The sequence below is a fragment of the Lysinibacillus sp. FSL K6-0075 genome, assembly GCF_038592945.1.
Taxonomy (GTDB): domain Bacteria; phylum Bacillota; class Bacilli; order Bacillales_A; family Planococcaceae; genus Lysinibacillus; species Lysinibacillus fusiformis_F.
Genome location: NZ_CP151947.1, coordinates 133,299 through 150,513 on the forward strand (window position 1 = coordinate 133,299; position 17,215 = coordinate 150,513).

Annotated in this window: 15 protein-coding genes; 7 read left to right on the forward strand and 8 right to left on the reverse strand. The window is 38.7% G+C overall.

Annotated elements, in window-relative coordinates; genetic code table 11:
- The first annotated feature begins 2 nt into the window (after positions 1-2).
- The 4 genes from MHB65_RS00670 (at position 3) to MHB65_RS00685 (ending at position 3,696) form a co-directional block, all read left to right on the forward strand.
- A complete protein-coding gene (locus MHB65_RS00670; RefSeq protein WP_342442153.1) occupies positions 3-1,100 on the forward strand; it encodes a DUF5808 domain-containing protein in 1,098 nt (365 codons plus the stop codon).
- Positions 1,101-1,173: 73 nt separating this feature from the next.
- A complete protein-coding gene (locus MHB65_RS00675) occupies positions 1,174-1,845 on the forward strand; it encodes a response regulator transcription factor (protein WP_205446392.1) in 672 nt (223 codons plus the stop codon).
- Complete coding sequence (locus tag MHB65_RS00680) at positions 1,842-3,215, forward strand: HAMP domain-containing sensor histidine kinase (protein ID WP_342442154.1); 1,374 nt, start codon at positions 1,842-1,844, stop codon at positions 3,213-3,215. The genes MHB65_RS00675 and MHB65_RS00680 overlap by 4 nt, the downstream gene beginning before the upstream one ends.
- Before the next feature lie 73 nt (positions 3,216-3,288).
- Complete coding sequence (locus tag MHB65_RS00685) at positions 3,289-3,696, forward strand: hypothetical protein (RefSeq protein ID WP_342442155.1); 408 nt, start codon at positions 3,289-3,291, stop codon at positions 3,694-3,696.
- A 44-nt stretch (positions 3,697-3,740) separates the two neighbouring features.
- On the opposite strand, the gene MHB65_RS00690 is transcribed toward MHB65_RS00685, so the two are convergent.
- Positions 3,741-5,657, reverse strand: a complete 1,917-nt coding sequence (locus tag MHB65_RS00690; RefSeq protein ID WP_342442156.1) for a tetratricopeptide repeat protein — start codon at positions 5,655-5,657, stop codon at positions 3,741-3,743.
- A gap of 264 nt (positions 5,658-5,921) precedes the next feature.
- Between MHB65_RS00690 and MHB65_RS00695 the strand changes: the two genes are divergently transcribed.
- The 3 genes from MHB65_RS00695 (at position 5,922) to MHB65_RS00705 (ending at position 8,429) form a co-directional block, all read left to right on the forward strand.
- Positions 5,922-6,635 carry a glycosyltransferase family 2 protein gene (locus MHB65_RS00695; protein WP_205446396.1) on the forward strand — a complete coding sequence of 238 codons (714 nt, stop codon included), beginning with the start codon at positions 5,922-5,924 and terminating at the stop codon, positions 6,633-6,635.
- 84 nt (positions 6,636-6,719) lie between these two features.
- A complete protein-coding gene (locus MHB65_RS00700; protein ID WP_004233098.1) occupies positions 6,720-6,980 on the forward strand; it encodes a metal-sensitive transcriptional regulator in 261 nt (86 codons plus the stop codon).
- A gap of 144 nt (positions 6,981-7,124) precedes the next feature.
- Positions 7,125-8,429 carry a transglutaminase domain-containing protein gene (locus tag MHB65_RS00705; protein ID WP_342442157.1) on the forward strand — a complete coding sequence of 435 codons (1,305 nt, stop codon included), beginning with the start codon at positions 7,125-7,127 and terminating at the stop codon, positions 8,427-8,429.
- A 597-nt stretch (positions 8,430-9,026) separates the two neighbouring features.
- Here the strand turns inward: MHB65_RS00705 and MHB65_RS00710 are convergent.
- From MHB65_RS00710 to MHB65_RS00740, 7 genes are all read right to left on the reverse strand, one after another.
- Entirely contained in the window at positions 9,027-9,974 is a 948-nt protein-coding gene (locus tag MHB65_RS00710) for a BadF/BadG/BcrA/BcrD ATPase family protein (protein WP_342442158.1), read from the reverse strand.
- A complete protein-coding gene (argH, locus tag MHB65_RS00715; RefSeq protein WP_205446399.1) occupies positions 9,971-11,485 on the reverse strand; it encodes an argininosuccinate lyase in 1,515 nt (504 codons plus the stop codon). Before argH ends, MHB65_RS00710 begins: the two co-directional genes overlap by 4 nt.
- Before the next feature lie 27 nt (positions 11,486-11,512).
- Entirely contained in the window at positions 11,513-13,219 is a 1,707-nt protein-coding gene (locus MHB65_RS00720) for an iron ABC transporter permease (protein ID WP_342442159.1), read from the reverse strand.
- A 12-nt stretch (positions 13,220-13,231) separates the two neighbouring features.
- The gene (locus MHB65_RS00725) at positions 13,232-14,302 is read right to left on the reverse strand and encodes an ABC transporter ATP-binding protein (protein WP_342442160.1); all 1,071 of its coding nucleotides are present in this window, start codon (positions 14,300-14,302) and stop codon (positions 13,232-13,234) included.
- An 83-nt stretch (positions 14,303-14,385) separates the two neighbouring features.
- Positions 14,386-15,492 (reverse strand): extracellular solute-binding protein, encoded by a 1,107-nt coding sequence (locus MHB65_RS00730; RefSeq protein ID WP_205446402.1) that lies wholly within the window; start codon positions 15,490-15,492, stop codon positions 14,386-14,388.
- A 199-nt stretch (positions 15,493-15,691) separates the two neighbouring features.
- Positions 15,692-16,606, reverse strand: coding sequence for a DMT family transporter (locus tag MHB65_RS00735; RefSeq protein WP_342442161.1), 915 nt, complete (start codon positions 16,604-16,606; stop codon positions 15,692-15,694).
- An 18-nt stretch (positions 16,607-16,624) separates the two neighbouring features.
- On the reverse strand, positions 16,625-17,188 hold the full coding sequence (locus MHB65_RS00740) for a GNAT family N-acetyltransferase (protein ID WP_342442162.1): 564 nt from the start codon (positions 17,186-17,188) through the stop codon (positions 16,625-16,627).
- Positions 17,189-17,215 lie beyond the last annotated feature (27 nt).

Here is a 17,215-nt window from a genome sequence, read left to right on the forward strand (position 1 = left end):
AAATGCTACTTGGTGTTTTTACTACCATTTACATCATGACATTAGCTTTGCAAATAGTGGTTCCTTATATTGTACGAGAGACAATAGTTTTTGGAGTCACTGTGCCTGATCAAAAGATTAAGCATCCCATCTTGGCTCAGTTGAAAAAACAGTATGTTCAATTCGTAGGGGGCACAGGAATAGTATTTCTAATCATCATGATTATTAGTTACAATCAATTAGCTCCTTCTGAATCCATTCAAAGTATTGTTTTATTAAGTTGTTTGTTTAGTATGCTGACAGTGAGTATGGCGGTGTATTGGATAAATCATCAGAAGGTATCAACGTTGAAAAAACAAGAGCAGTGGGGTGTAAATATTAAACAAGTACGGGCAGTGGATTTAACTGCACGAAGCCGTGATGAAATGCTTCCTTGGTCTTTTTTTGCTGTACCGTTAGGAATATCAGTGTTTTTGATCGTTTACACAATACTTCATTACGATCAAATGCCAAATGATATAGCCGTACATTGGGGGCCGAGTGGAGAAGCGGATGCCTGGAGAAACAAGACTTATTTTACGGCTATTTCACTGCCGCTGGTAATGCTAATGATGCAATGTATGATGTGGGGAATTACCGACTCCATTAAACGTTCTGCAATTAAATTAGCTGTAAATCGCAAAGAGGAATCGCTGGAGGATCAGCTAAAAACGCGAAAATACATGAGTTGGAAAATATTACTGATGAGTTATGCATTAACGGCTTTATTAACAATTTTACAATTAAGCAACATCTATCCTTCTATGACGGTAGGTTATAAGCTATTACCAGTATTTATTTTATTTTTAGTTGTTTTGCTTGGTTCATTACTTATATATGTTGTGAAAAAGCATAAACACAAAGTACGTTATGAAGCAAATATAGATTCACAGGTAATGGACGTGGATGAGGATCGTTATTGGAAGGGTGGTTTAATTTATATGAATCGACAAGACCCTTCCGTTTTTGTGGAGAAACGCTTTGGGGTAGGATGGACCATGAACCTTGCCAATCCTAGAGGTTATATTGTCATTGGTTTACCTTTTCTCTTATTGCTGTTGATTTCTATATTTTCGTTATAAAATAATAGTAATTTGTGAGGAAAAAATTCGTTCCGTGTGATCGGATTTTTTCTTATTAACTGGAGGTGGGCAGATGAAGATCCTTGTTGTGGATGACGATGTTCATATTTTACAGCTAGTAAATATTTATCTAACAAGGGAAGGCTATCAAGTGTTACTTGCAGAAAATGCACAGCAGGCACTAGCCTTACTTGAAGGGAATCTGCCAGATTTAGCTGTTGTCGATGTCATGATGCCAGGAATGGATGGCTTTACATTAACAGAGTCTTTAACACAGGATTATGACATTCCTGTTTTATTATTAACAGCAAAAGGCGAGCTAGAGGATAAAGAGCGTGGCTTTTTAGCAGGATCTGACGATTATGTTGTTAAGCCCTTCGAACCAAAGGAATTATTATTTCGTATAGCAGCCATTTTGAGGAGATTAGATAAGAAAAATCAAGTAACCATGCAAGTAGGACAATTAATAATTGACCGTCGAAGCTTTGAGGTTGTAATAGGGGAAGATACGCTTGTATTACCTTTAAAGGAATTTGAATTACTGGCTTTGTTAGCGTCACGCCCCCATCAAGTGTTTACGCGTAGCTATATTATGGAGCAAGTATGGGGCTATGACTATGACGGAGATGAGCAAACGTTAAATACACATGTGAAGCGGATTCGCGAAAGATTAAATCGATATGACACGGCTGTTGAAATTACAACAGTACGAGGTGTTGGCTATAAGCTAGAGGAAACAACATGAAAACGTTATATAGTAAATTTGTTATCACAACAATGCTAGTAATGATCGTTAGCTTATGTATTGGTTTTTTGGCAACGAATACCTATTATCATCAAGTCGTAAAAGAAAAAAATGATACGAAAAACGTAAACATAGCACAGGATATTGTGCATTATATTGAGACAGACAAACCAGAAGATTTAAATAGCTATCTGACAACATTGGGCGAAATCGGCTATCAAATTTATGTGACACCAGGTGAAGAGGGGCATTTTTTTGGCGGTCAATATCGTGATCAAACATTGTCAGCATCTGTAGTTGAGCATGTTTTAAATGGAGAAACCTATCATGGTATGCGGGATTTCCCTAAAGAAACCTTTGTAACAGGCTTCTTTGCTAACGAATTGATTAATACAATTGGTGTGCCATTTACCTATGAAAACAAGCCCTATGCATTATTCATAAGACCTGATATTCGTTTATTGTTTTCTGAGGTGCATACGATACTTGCTGGATTAATGTTGGTTATGACAGTACTGAGCTTACTTGCCATGCTACTATTTGCTAAAGCATTAATTCGACCCATTACAAAGCTAACGGCAGCAACTCAACAGCTTGCACATGAAAAATTTGATACGGTTTTAGACATTGATCGTGCAGATGAAATTGGTCAATTAGCGGCAAGCTTTAATAGGATGACCGAGAGATTACAAGAAAATGATCGTACACGGAAGGAATTTATTAGTAATGTATCACATGATTTTCAGTCGCCTTTATTAAATATTCAAGGGTATGTCGATTTACTTAAAAATCCTTCCCTTACGGAGCAGGAAAGACAGGAATACGCAGCAATAATTGAACTAGAAACAAAACGCCTATCTACATTAACCAAGCAATTATTATTATTAACTTCCCTTGATCAATCGACAAGAATCGCAAAACGTGAGCCGTACCGGTTAGATGAACAACTAAAGGAAACAGTGCGAAAATATCGTTGGCAAATGGAAGAGTCACAGCTTCAAATATCATACAAGCTAGAGCAAACTATTTATGATGGCGATGCAGGGCTTTTACAAAATGTGTGGGATAATTTACTGACAAATGCCATTAAATATAATGTAGAGGGTGGGCAAATACATCTGTATTTACAGAAAAAATCCACTTCACTTGAAATCCTAGTTGAGGACAGTGGGATAGGAATGACTGAGGATCAATTAGTAAAAGTATATGACCGTTTTTATCGCGCCGATGCTTCTAGAACCAAGCAAGGGACGGGACTAGGCTTAGCGATTGTCAAACAAATTATTGAGCTACATGGGGGGACTATACAGATGGAAAGTACGATGCATGCCGGTACAAAGGTTTATATCCATCTACCAATTTTGTCATAAGGAGTTCATGTAAAGTTCATGTTCACACGATAAACTGCTACTTAGTTGAGACACACATAGGGGGAGTTATCGTATGGAACAAAAGTGGAGCATACGCCTTATTCGATTAGCGGCCATCTTTGCTTTAATCGGCACATATTTAGGTTCACATATGTCGGGATCAGGTAGCTATGAATATAGACCGATACATGCACATATTTTACTGGTCGGGTGGCTTAGTATGTTTGCCTGGGGTATTTTTTATAGAGCATTCAAAGTGAAATCACAAAAATTAGTAACTATTCACGGTTGGACAGCCATTATCGGTGTTTTGGGTTTAACGTTAGGCATGTGGTTTTACAATATCAATCCATTTAATTTTGGTAGTACTTTTACATTAGTCTTCTTTATTGTAGGAGGAACTACGCTATTAATTAGCTTCGCTTTATTTATTGTTGTAACATTCATGATTCATCAACAAAAGGATAATATCATCCATTAATAAAACCTACCGTGTCATTCGTGATGCGGTAGGTTTTAAAATGTTTATTTAATATCTTCAAGTGACTTTTTCAGCCATCTTGTAGCCTCTTGATAGTCTTGTGCAACACCATGCCCTTTTTTGTAGAGCATACCAAGCTGGAATTGAGCTTTTTGATGCCCTTGATTAGCAGCGAGTCGATAAAGCTGGGCAGCCTTTGCAAAGTCCTTTGGTACGCCCTGTCCATGAATGTGCATTTGAGCTAATTGGTATTGTGCCTTCACATGTCCTTGTGATGCAGCCTGTTCAATCCATTTAGCTGCCTCTGTGTAATCCTGCTCTACACCTTTACCTTTATCAAATAAATTACCAAGTTGATACTGCGCACCTGCATGGCCTTGAATGGCAGCTAGGCGATAACACCTACGTGCCTCCTCAAGATTCAAGCTAACCCCTAATCCCTGTTCATATAGTAGGCCTAATTGATATTCAGCTTGAATATGTGATTGATCTGTTGCTGCTCGCCACCATTTCACGGCCTCCCTATAATTTATAGGAACGCCTGTGCCTGATGTCAGTAATAGGCCAAGCTCATACTGTGCATCTGCATAGCCTTTTTCAGCCGCAGCCATAAAATACGACATTGCTTTGGCTGGTTCTTGAAGCTGATATACATATAGACGTCCTAGCTCGAAGCCAGCGCTGATATGGCCATTGTCAGCGGCTAGCAGTAGCCACTTTTCTGCTGACACAAGATCCTGTTCTTTTTCATACAGTAGGCCAAGACAGTACTGAGCATTTAAATGTCCTTTATGTGCCGCTAGCTTGAACCATTTTAAAGCTTCTAGATGATCTTTCGTCATTCCTTGCCCAGTGTTGTAGAGCATTGCCAGTTGAAACTCTGCGTTCACATGGTCCTGTAAAGCAGCCATATGAAACCATTTTGCTGCTTCTTCTAGGTTTTGGGGAATACCACGCCCTTTAAGGTGCATATAGCCGAGATTATATTGAGCACTCGCATCTCCTGCTAAGGCAGCCATTTCGAAATAAGTGATGGCCTCTTCATAGCTTTGTTCTACACCTGTGCCATTGTGATAAAGGAAGCCTAGATTGTTTTGCGCGCTTGTATTACCTTGATTGGCTGCTAAGGTATACCACTTGGCTGCTTCGTGAAAGTTTTGAGACATGCCTAACCCTTGATTATAGAGTACCCCTAAATTGTATTGAGCGTCAGCATTCCCTAAATCAGCCGCTAATTGGTAATGACGCGCAGCCTCCATATAATCCTGTGTGACACCTTGACCTAGATGAAAAAGTACCCCGAGGCTATAGTGAGCATTTGCGTCATTCTGTGCGGCAGCTCGTTCATACCACATTTTTGCAAGCCTATAGTCTCTTTCCACCCCTCGTCCATGATTGTAAAGAGCACCTAAATTATATTGAGCACTTGCATCTCCGTTATGTGCCGCTACTTCAAACCATTTGGCTGCATGTGTGTAAGCCTCTGGCGATTGATCATGCTGGAGTATGTTTTGATCAAATATTGAAGGAAGCTCTGCAGCGTGAGAGGGAAGGCGTGCTGATCTGAAACTACGATCATAACGCTTCATAAACCATTCAACAATATCGCTAAGATAATCCAAAACAATTTTAGCTGCTTTGGCTTCCACAATGTCATTACTAGTATGGCTTGTCATTTTATGAATTAAATTCATCAATAAATAAATCCGACGAGGATGAATTTGCGCTACAAAACTTCGATTATTTAATAGCATTCGAACATTTTTGATTTTAGGTTCGGTATGCATTTCCAATCGATAAATCTCATATAAAATTTCCTCTAATACAAGAAGTGACTTTTGTAAAGATTCTGCTGGGGTTGAAATGGCGAGCAAACTAGCATCCTGTAAATTTTTAGCTAACTTTGTGAAGGACAACTGCCTTAATTTTTGACATTGTTCTTCAAGATTTTCGTAATGCATGACGATAGTACTCACCTCTTTCATTAATTACCTCGGCGTTATTGCAGCTGACCCTTCGCCTTTGCACAGATAAACATTCCGTCCTACGAGCCTTTTTGCAAAGCGCCTCTTTATCTCTTTGTTCATATATCGGAGAAAAATCGATATTATTGATATGTTTTAATGGGATTCATCAGTTGAATTGTTGCTGTGACATGATACTATTTGATATAAGGGAGATTCGTAGCTACGGAGAACCTGTCAGCCTTTAGGTGGGGGATCGAAATGAAAAATATTGCAGCCATTATACCAGCATATAATCCACAACAATCACTCATTACCTATGTACATCAATTATTAGCAACGACCATTACACAAATCATCATTGTCAATGATGGGAGTGATCAAAAATATAAGGATATTTTTGAAAATCTAAATAAAATTGAACGCTGCCAAGTACTACAGCATGACTGCAATATTGGTAAGGGTGGCGCACTTAAGACCGCCTTTGCATATATACGACAACAACAAGCAAGGTGCCATGGTATCCTTACAGTTGGAGCACATGGGCAACATACTTTACAAGATGTAAAGCTTGTCTTAACGATGACAAAGGTGTTTTCAGAAGGGATAGTGCTAGGTGTACGTAACTTTCGTTCAGCTGATAGTACATTCCTTTCTTATTGGGGAAATCGTGCAACAAGCTTATTTTTTGAGTTATTGTATCACAAGAAATTAATGGATACACAAACAGGTTTGCGCTATATTTCGATAAATGAGTTGCCTTGGCTAATGAAGGTAAAAGGTGAACGCTATGATTATGATACAAATATGTTAATTGCTGCACTTAAAAGAAAGTGTCCAATTTTCGAGGTAGAAATTGGGCAATTACGTATAAAGAAGAATTCAATAATCCAGTACGATGAAATAACAAACGCTGGTACCATTATTACGAGAATGCTCATGAATTATTTAAAGCCAAGGAATAGTAATGGCTAGGTTTAAATTTAAAATAATGAGCTAGGATAAAGAATAACCATTACTCATGAGAGCGTAGCGAGTATAAGAGAAGGAGCAATGTTTATGGAATATTCAGATCAAGTAAAAAATCGTGTAAAACGGATGGAAGGACAGCTACGTGGCATTTTGAAAATGATGGAGGAGGAAAAGGACTGTAAGGCAGTCATTACACAATTATCAGCAGTACGCTCTGCTGTAGACCGTACAGTTGGGGTTATTGTCAGTACAAATCTATTGGAATGTGTACAAAATGCTGAAGGGGATGGCGAAAAAATGAATGAGGCCATTCAGGAAGCAGTTAATTTAGTTGTGAAAAGTAGATAGAAGTTATGAATTTGTAATAAGAATACAAAAGACAGTAACTTAGAATTTTATTAAATCAACAAACAAATATTAACAAGCACAATTGGACCCTTAAGTGAGTTCTTTGTGCTTTTTTTGTATATAATGTAAAGAAGACGGTTGGAGGTGAGGAGTTTGTGGAAGAAATTAGCTATAATTGCCATTATTATTATTTTTATTGATCCCATTTATACGGCTGGTAAGGCGGTTGTTCAGCAGGTGGTCGATTGGACAAATAATGATGAAATAGAAACTATGCTTCTTTCAACAAAGGAGAAAATCGTAGATGTTACTGCAAGACTTTCAGATAATGCCTCAATTGAAACAGCCCTATCGATAGAAGATGTACATGAAGCGGAGGTAGCCCCTACAGCTCCACCAATTCAGAAACCTGAAACAAAGTTAGTCGTGACAAATGCCAAGGAAATGGCTGATGCGATGTATGCGTATTATAATAGCTTTTCACCGAAGTTTGAAATTCAATATAAAGGGAATACACAGCGAATTGAACAAATTGTAGAAGAGGCCTATAACAATGCTATTAAACGAGATGACTATGTTTACGGCCATGTAAGTAAACATTCAATTCGATATGAATATGGACGAAATAAAGCAACTATTTTTGGAGAGCAGAGCTATTTAATGACGCCAGAGCAGGCTGCTTATGTAGAGATGAATGTTCAAGAAATCATCGCCAAAATTAGTAAAAAATCTATGACGAATGTAGAAAAGGTAAAGGCTGTCAATGACTTTATTGTTGCCAATACTTCTTATACGGATCAAACGAATTCTAGTCCACATAGTGCTTATACCGTTCTTGCCGAGCATGGGGGAGTATGTCAGGGCTATGCATTACTTGCTCACTCTATGCTTCAAAAACTGGGTATAGAAACAAAATATATCGTGGGCTATGTAGGTCAAGAGGGACATGCGTGGAATCTTGTGAAGCTGGATGGACAGTGGTATCATCTCGATACGACATGGAATGATCCAGTACCAGATCGTAAGGGTGCAATACGTTACCAATACTTTTTAGTAGATGATCGTACAATGGCGAAGGATCACACGTGGATTGCTGAAGACTACCCGAAGGCAACAAGCACAATGTATAGTTATTATCATGATATTGACTTCCCAGCACAGGCTGGAGACCAATTGTTTTTTAGTAATATTTCAGATGACAATAAGTTATATGTACTTGATATGAAAACTGGTAAGACAAAGCGTGTCACAAATTCTCGTGCACAATATATCGTTTATTCGGATGGCTGGCTCTACTTTAGTAATTATTCCCGAGGGGCGTATTTAACAAAGATTCGTCCAGATGGCAGTGGAGAAGAGGTACTAAATAGGGAGGATACGAAGGATTTATTTATAAAGGATGGCTATCTCTATTTTACGACCAATGAATTGAAGAGAATGGCACTCTAAAACAAGAAAAGGGCAATGACTTATAAACAGTCATATGCCCTTTTCTTGTTGTTGAAAAAAGATGAAGTCAACGGCAGAAAAAGCAACTTGGCAAGGTGAGAGGTTGATTTCCGTTCCGCCAGCGTCCTTTTCAGGGGGCGTCCGATGAGCCGCTTCCCTCACTTACGTTCGCTCCAGGGTCACATCTGTGACGCTCAATCCCCTAGGAGTAACGCTGGCTCCACTCCAATCAACCATGTGCAAAAGTGTCTTTTTCTTATCTTTCATACTAGCCGTAGCAATCAAAATAGCACATGCTTTGTATAATTAGATAGGCTCTTATTTTCAATGTGTAGTGACAACACCTCTTCATAAAGAGTAGTAAACACCTTCACTTTATTTGAAAACCTTTGCTAAAAAGGTAACACTTTTGTAGGTTGGAGTGGAGGGCTACTTGACTCCCATGGGATAGCGAGACAGGCGAGCCCCTAAACGGAGCGATAGCAGAGGAAGCGATTCGGCGCTCGCCCACAGGAAAGCAAGTAGCCTGCAACGGAAATCCATTGCTACCTTTCAATTGACTGTTTTGTTTTTCAACACTAAGAAAAGGGCAATGACTTATAAACAGTCATATGCCCTTTTTGTACGTTCAATCAAATAAGTAATAGGCTGGTGCTGACAAAGTGTAATGTTCACTTGAGGATACATGGAGGTAATTTGCTCTGTGAAAATTTTTAAAATGAGCGGATTATGCTTCATGGCACCACCATTACAATAAAAAGAGAATGGTTCATTCTGATAGTTAATTTTTTTCAATACAGCCCTTGCTAGAAGGACTAGTTCGTAGGCAGCTTGTTGAGATATTTCGATAGCGCAAGGATCTTCTTGCTCGACTGCCTTTGCCACAAAGGAGCCCATCTTGGCCAGTTGTGCATTTGTATAGGAAGGGTGGAATAACCATTCAGCAAGCTCTGTAACATCCTGTATACCTAAAGACTGATAGACAGCTTCTTTTAAGATTGTTGGCCTACCACGACCATCCTCCATTTTAAATATAGCTCTTACGACTTCTTGCCCTAACCAATACCCACTTCCTTCATCGCCAGCCCGATGTCCCCAGCCCCCAGCACGTACAATTCGTTGTCCATTATAGGCATAGGCAATAGCTCCTGTTCCAGCAATGAGTAGTGCACCTGCCTGTCCAGCAGTCACACCTAGTAGTGTGGCCTCTGCATCATTTTCAATAATCAGTGTATCGATTTGTAGCTCTGTGGTCTGAATAGCGTTTTGAACAATGGCCACTACTGCTGAATGATCCTTAGGAGAATCAATGCCAGCTAATGCAAAGGTAGCTACAGCAATTTGAGAATGAGAGTGCTTTTGCAAAAAAGTTTCAACATTTGCTAAAAGCTTTTGTAAGATTGCTGTAGCTGATTCAACACCAATGGCTTGATAATTAGAGCCCTTAGTGGATGTAGAATATTCAACGTTACCAGATTCAGCATGAACAACTGCACATGCTGTTTTTGTCGCCCCACCATCAATAATCAATAACCATTGTTTCATTGATTCCATTCCTCTAGAAAGGCTGTTAGTTCTTTTTCGGCTTCAATAATAGAGCTTTCCTTTAAGCGAATCCATTCATAAAAATCATGGGCATTCAATCTGGAGCGCTCAAGAGCATCCTTCATAGTAGCTGGAGCGGGACCACCCAGTAATGTTCGCACACCAACAAAAGATTCTGGTTTTAACGTCTTATAGAAATCCTCTTCCGAAATAGTTAATTCGTTGCCCGTAATCAATTTCGATTGTGTGTTTGCAAGACCCCATGTAAGGCTAGCCAATGATTCCTCTCCATGAGCAAGTAGAACTTTAATACATTTACTAACAATACTATGTGCTTGACGGAATGAAATTCCCTCTGAACGGACTAATGTATCAGCGAGCTCAGTGACATTCGCAAAGCTATTTTCAGCCCGATTTTTTAACTTTTTCTTATTGACATCCATTGTAACAACAAGCGAACCAAACAACTCGTAAATGCCAATTAATCGGTCAATGGCGCGCCATAAATAAGGTTGCATATCATCCTCCGTGTCTACGATATCTCCAAACGGTGTATTATGTACCATCTGTAATACAGTGCTTGCATCTCCTACAACCGCAGATAGTAATGAGCGTGTATGTTCTATAGAAACAGGATTACGTTTTTGAGGCATAATAGAGCTTATTTGCACATATGGACTTGCGAGTGTAAACGCATTAAACTCCTGAGTAGCCCATAATAAAAAGTCTTGAGAAGTACGACCGAGATTGAGAGCAGCAAGCTGTACAATACTTGCAGCTTCGGCTATATAATCTGCTCCTGCAACAGCATCCCATGCATTTTCGATAATATCATCGAAGGCAAGTAAATCACGCATACGTTCTCTACTAATATTAAAGCCTGTTGTTGTTAAGGCAGCGGCCCCCATACTACTGCGATTGACCGTTTTATAAACATGCTGCATTCGTTCAAAATCCCGCTCTAGCTGGTCGATGACGGCCTTTAAATAATGAGCGAAGGTTGTAGGCTGGGCCTGCTGTGTATGTGTGTAGCCAATCATAATGGTATCAATATGTTCCTCAGCAGCAGCGATTAAATCATCACGTAATGTTAGTAACTCGCGCATTAATAATAATAATTTTTTTCTTAATGTCATTCGATAGATGGCGATTCCCATATCATTTCGGCTTCTGCCAATGTGAAGATTTCCAGCAACATCACCAGCAAGCTCTATTAATTTATTTTCAATGCGGAAAAATAAATCCTCATATTGGGGACTGTAATCCTCTAAACGATAATAATTTAAGTCTATTTTTTTCAGAGCTATCCCAATTTGTTTTGCTTCATCTTTTTTTACAAGTCCTTGTTCTTCTAACATTTTTAAATGAGCAATATTGATTTGTAGCATGATTGTTAAAAAATTTTTCTTCGCCTCATCATAAGCTGGCTGTAAAACGATTTTTCGATAGATGTTAGAAGGGAATATCATCCCATCTTCCTGCTGTGTTTTGTTGCGAAAATCTTCAAACATTGTCATGGCCCCCTAATAGATTGGCAGTTAGATGGCTGTACCAGCACTGCCTTTTGATAGTTTTTCAGAAATAATAAGGACAACTAAAATTAAACAAATTTGTAAGACACCATAAGCACAGGCGGTCCCAAATTTAAATGCATATAATTTTTGGAATATCGCTACAGACAATGGAATAGTGGATGTACTGTAAATTAGAATGGATGCAACAAATTCACCAAAGCTTTGCACGAGGGCTAAGAGTGTCCCTGCTAAAATCCCGGTGAATGTTAAAGGCACGACAATACGTCTAAATGTATACCACCAGTTGGCCCCTAAGCCACGTGATGCCTCTTCAATCGATTGATCTAGCTGTACAAGAGAGGCGGATGTTGATCGAAAAACAAGTGGTAAATGTCGAATAAAGTAGGCTAATGGCAAAATCCAAAATGTACCGATCAATACTTGATTAAAACTAAAGATGCTTTCTGTACTAAAGGCAGCAATTAAATTAACAGCAACTACTGTTCCTGGCAAAGCCCAAGGTACCATTATCAAAATATCGAGCAAGGTTTTCCCTTTAAAATTTAAGCGCACCATAGCATAAGCGGCCGCGACACCAAAGATGATATTGCCCAGTGTTGCAATGACACCCATTTGAATGGAGTTCCAAATGGGTCGCCATGTGCGCTCATCGGTAAAAAGGGCAATATAATGATCGATTGTATAGTCGGTCGGGAGAATTTGGGTTTTCCAAGCTCCATCCACAGAAAAGGATATCAATATCAGCACTAAAATAGGCAATATCAATATTAATGTGCCAACAAAAGAGGAAATTGTTGCTATAATTTTCACCTTTTTTGAGGATACCTCTGAACGGTGAACACTAATTCCCTTACTGAGATTTTGATAATTTCGGCGATTTTGATACCAACGCATGATGATTAAAAAAGTGATAGACACAAGGGATAATATCATCGACTGTGTTGCAGCCATCTCAAGATTCCCATTTGTACGTGATAAATAAATTTGCATTGTCATAGTGCGCTCCACACCAAACATTAAAGGTGCAGTATAAGAAGCCATAGAAATCATAAACACCAATAAGGATGAGGCAACAATAGAAGGTGTGAGCATTGGTAAAATAACCTTTGTCCATACGCGAATACGTCCTGCACCCAGACTAGTAGCAGCCTCTTCAAGAGCTGGATCAAGCCCCTTAATAGCAGCAGAGGCTGTTAAATAGAAGTACGTATACATTGTGAATGTATGGACGACGATGACTCCCCATATTCCCTTCAAGGCAAAAGGCACATGATCTAACCCAAATAGATGCTGCAAAATTCGTGGGAAAATCCCGCTATCCCCATATAAAAATGAAAAGGAAAGCACACCCACTAAAGGAGGAAGTGCCATTGGAACCAAAACTAAAACAGACAATATCCGTCTCCCAGGGAAATTATAGCGTTCTAGTAAAAAGGCCATTGTTACCCCAACAAGTGCACAGCAAATAACGCTGATAAATGAAATATAAATACTGGTCCACAAGGCCTCTAAATTTGCTGGACTAGCTATATCAAAAAATTTCTTATAGTGAAAGAATGCTTCATCACCAGCAAAGCTTTGGATGAAAGTTTGATAGAAGGGATAAACCACATAGGCGAATAACACTAAAAATAATGGCGATATTAAAACATAGACAAACCAATTAGCATGCAAAATTCGCGTCCACGTACTTTCAGACTGTTTCCCCATATTGGCTTCCTCCTATTCCCCTAAAAAGTACAGTGAATCTTGTGCCATATGGATTGTAATATCTTCACCGATCTTTTTGATTTGGTCATAAGAATTAATAAGCATTACTTTAAGTGAGAACGCAGTAAAATCTACAATGTAATTAACGCTAATACCTGTGAATTCAACAAATGTAATTTTTCCTGTTAATGTGTTTTCACCAGTACCAAGTTGAATCGATTCTGGACGAATAGAAATAAATACTTTGTCTCCAATCATATGCGTTAAAGAGGGAGAGCTTTGTTGTTTTCGCCCAGTTAAAATATGTCCATTTACTGTTCGTACTTGTACATCATCATTCTCAATAGCCTGGATAGAACCTTCAATTAAATTAGTTTCACCAATAAAATTAGCCACAAAACGATCTTCGGGCTGATGATAAATTTCTTGAGGGGTCCCAATTTGCTTGATATAGCCATCTTCCATAACCATGATTCGATCCGACATGGACATGGCCTCCATTTGATCATGTGTAACGTAAATGGTTGTGACTCCCAGCTCAGATTGGATTCGTTTGATTTCAATACGTGTTTCCTCACGTAATTTTGCATCTAGATTGGATAGAGGTTCATCTAGCAATAAAATATCTGGCTCTATCACGAGTGCTCTAGCTAAAGCAACACGCTGCTGCTGCCCACCAGATAGCTCATTTATTTTTCTGTTGCCGTAAGCTGCAAGATGTACTTGTCCTCTAATTCGATCAACCTTGTGTTGAATCTCAGCCTTTGAAAATTTTCGAACTTGTAAACCAAATGCAATATTCTCATCAACCGTCATATGGGGAAAAAGGGCATAATTTTGAAATACCATGCCGATATTGCGTTTATTGGGCTGAAGTCGAGTGACATCTCGATCATCAAAAAGAATTTTGCCTTTAGTAGGGTAATAAAAGCCTGCGAGCATCCTTAAAGTGGTTGTTTTGCCACAGCCGCTAGGGCCGAGAAAAGTAAAAAATTCACCTGCTTTTATTTCAAGATTTAAATCTTTCACACCATATACTTGACCAAAATACTTCGAGACATTTTCGATTCTGACACTTTTCAATCATAAACTCCTCTCTAACAAAGAATCTAGATGATGCAGGAAGGTAAAAATTCGCTGCATAAGCCGAATTTTTACCCATTCTACTATTTACTGCGCCCTTTAATATTGTTATCCCAGTATTCCATCCATTCAGCTTCTTTGTCAGACATTAGCTGCCAATCAATATCGAATGTTTTTAAATCTAATTCCTGGTACCATTCTGGCATAGAGGCTTTGTCGATATCAGAACGTGTAGGAATTTGATAATAATCATTAGCTAATTGTGTTACCATCTCTTTTTCAAATAAAAACTCGACAAATAGTTTCGCATTTTCTAGGTTTTTCGCATTGTTTACAACTGCTACACCATCTACTAAAATAGGTGCTCCGCTTTTTGGATAAATATAATCAAAAGGATAATCTGTCGTATATTTTTTTAATAAAATATCTTGCAGATTCCATAAGGAGACACTGCCTTCTTGACGTGTTAGCTTTAAATACAAAGCATTAGGGTCTTGCGTGTACTCCTTTGTATTGGCATCTAATTGTAATAACCATTCATAGCCTTTATCAGGTGAATCGGCACCTTGTCGTACAATCATTGAGGAATAAATTGTGCGCATTGTACCTGACGCAAGTACACCTCTGATTAAAATTTGATCCTTCCATTTAGGATCTAATAAGTCATCCCAGTCCTGTGGACCAGTTTCTTTTGTTAGTAAATCACTATTAATCATAATTACTTCTGGTAACAACATTTCGCCGAACCATCGTCCATCTACATCTTTGTGCGTGGCATCAATAGCGTCAATAAAGCTCGGCTGCCAAGCATGTAGTAAGTCTTCATTTGCACCAACAATGAGAGCGGATTGTGTTCCACCCCACCAAAAATCTGCTTGAGGATTTGCCTTTTCACCACGTAGACGTTCTAAAATTTGTTGAGCACCCATCGTTAAAAATTCTACTTCAATGTCTGGATATTTTTCATTAAACTGATCGATCACATTTTGCACCATTTCTTCATCACGTCCAGTGTAAATCACAAGCTTGCCTGAAGGTGACGTTGCTGCTACTTCTGTTTTGTCGCCATCAGAAGCTTTGTCGTTATTTGCTGCATCATTTGTAGAATCTTGCTGGTCATTGCCGTTACAAGCAGCTAAAACGAAAAGCATTACCATAAGGAAAAAACCAAGAATACGTTTTTTTTTCATCAACTTCCCCTTTCTTAAAGTAAGTTACTTGCATAATGCAGTATAATACCGAAGGGGAACATTAATGTTAGAATTATTAAAAAATTACATTTGCATTCATCATAGCGAAGTGCATGCTAGTAAGCAACGGCATTTCAATAAAGTTCAAAAAAACTCCTTAAAAAGGAATCATTCCATTTTTAAGGAGTTTTTTGTCAGTTTATGAATGTGCTTCTAAGAAGCTATCTTTTTGTTGACGTTGTGCAACAATGGTTGGCAGCATCATGCCAGCAATAACGAGAACAATCCCAATAATTTGTACAGTAGTTAGAGGTTCATGCAAAACAATAACGGAAACAGTAACCGCCACTGGTAATTCGATGGCACTTAAAATAGAAGCAAGCGCACCACCGATTTTTGGAATAGCAATCGAAAATAAATAAATCGGCAATATAATACCGAAAAGACCAAGTGCTAGTCCATATTTCCAGAGGCCTTGCATGAATAATTTGCCGTTCCAAATAACCTCAGGGTTAAGGAAAATACTAATCAAAATAAGGGCCACAAAGGAAACGATTAATACCCTTGTTGTGGTAGTAACACCCTCGACAGGTCGGGAATTAAATTGAATGAAACATGCAAAAGTAACCGCTGCTGCAAAACCGAATAGCCACCCTTGAATAGGGATGTCACTTAAATCTACATTTAATACACCAGCAGCTAAAATGGTTCCTATAAATAAGATGACGATTGAAATCACTTCAGGTCTACTTGGTAATCTTTTATGAAGAGCACAATCAATCAGCAGACCAATCCATGTAAATTGGAATAACATGACTACTGCAAGAGAAGCAGGAAGATACTTTAAAGATTCTCCATATACAATCCCTGTTGCCCCCGTAAAAATCCCAGTACATATTAAAATAAGTAAGCCCTTTTTGGACGGACTTGGTAATGTTCTGTCTGTAAAAATAAAGATAGCTATTACGAGTATAAAGCCAATAATATACTGGCTTGAAACAGCCTCTGCTGATGTAAAGCCATGCTGCATAGCTACTTTGATAATAGTCGACAAAATCCCGTAACTACTAGAAGCAATGACAATCAAAAGAGGGTAAATAAAATTATTTTTCATCTATTCATATTTCACTTCCTAAAACTGTTTAACCATATGGTGAAAAGGCTCATCAATTATTGACCATGGCTCCGTAATAACAAAGCCTAAGCGTTCATAAAGACGGCGAGCATCTTCTTTTTCGGTTTCAACATTTAATGATAATTTTGTATAGCCACGCTGCTTTGTCAGTTCTTCGGCAAATTGTAATAGCAATGTTCCGATTCCTTTACCACGTGCATCTGGTGCGACACAAACTGTATCAATGTAAGCCTCATCTTCATGGGCTTCTCGGTCAATAACAATGGATGGTGCATTTTTTGCTTCAAGCCATTTAACAAGGTTTGCGTCCATGTGAACGGCTTGTGCGCCGTGATAATAAACGAGAATCCCCAAAATATGTTCATTTTCAGTAGCGACAAAAGTATTTAAATAAGAATGTCGATTGTCCTCACGTTGAAAAAGAACAGTCAGTTCTTGCATAACAGCCTCCGCTGATTGCTCGCCGGTTAAGCGATTAGCTATATCGCCAATTGCATCGATAATTAAAGGCACAACGGCATGGGCATCTTGTGGTTGCGCTTGTCGAATTGTAATACTCATTTTGATAATCCCTACCTTTCTATAGGC

Coding starts and splice junctions, on each gene's coding strand:
- argH (WP_205446399.1), bottom strand. CDS start 11,485: ATGTTTGAAGATTTTCGCAACAAAACACAGCAGGAAGATGGGATGATA.
- MHB65_RS00700 (WP_004233098.1), top strand. CDS start 6,720: ATGGAATATTCAGATCAAGTAAAAAATCGTGTAAAACGGATGGAAGGA.
- MHB65_RS00670 (WP_342442153.1), top strand. CDS start 3: ATGCTACTTGGTGTTTTTACTACCATTTACATCATGACATTAGCTTTG.
- MHB65_RS00735 (WP_342442161.1), bottom strand. CDS start 16,606: ATGAAAAATAATTTTATTTACCCTCTTTTGATTGTCATTGCTTCTAGT.
- MHB65_RS00740 (WP_342442162.1), bottom strand. CDS start 17,188: ATGAGTATTACAATTCGACAAGCGCAACCACAAGATGCCCATGCCGTT.
- MHB65_RS00730 (WP_205446402.1), bottom strand. CDS start 15,492: ATGAAAAAAAAACGTATTCTTGGTTTTTTCCTTATGGTAATGCTTTTC.
- MHB65_RS00685 (WP_342442155.1), top strand. CDS start 3,289: ATGGAACAAAAGTGGAGCATACGCCTTATTCGATTAGCGGCCATCTTT.
- MHB65_RS00675 (WP_205446392.1), top strand. CDS start 1,174: ATGAAGATCCTTGTTGTGGATGACGATGTTCATATTTTACAGCTAGTA.
- MHB65_RS00680 (WP_342442154.1), top strand. CDS start 1,842: ATGAAAACGTTATATAGTAAATTTGTTATCACAACAATGCTAGTAATG.
- MHB65_RS00695 (WP_205446396.1), top strand. CDS start 5,922: ATGAAAAATATTGCAGCCATTATACCAGCATATAATCCACAACAATCA.
- MHB65_RS00720 (WP_342442159.1), bottom strand. CDS start 13,219: ATGGGGAAACAGTCTGAAAGTACGTGGACGCGAATTTTGCATGCTAAT.
- MHB65_RS00710 (WP_342442158.1), bottom strand. CDS start 9,974: ATGAAACAATGGTTATTGATTATTGATGGTGGGGCGACAAAAACAGCA.
- MHB65_RS00690 (WP_342442156.1), bottom strand. CDS start 5,657: ATGCATTACGAAAATCTTGAAGAACAATGTCAAAAATTAAGGCAGTTG.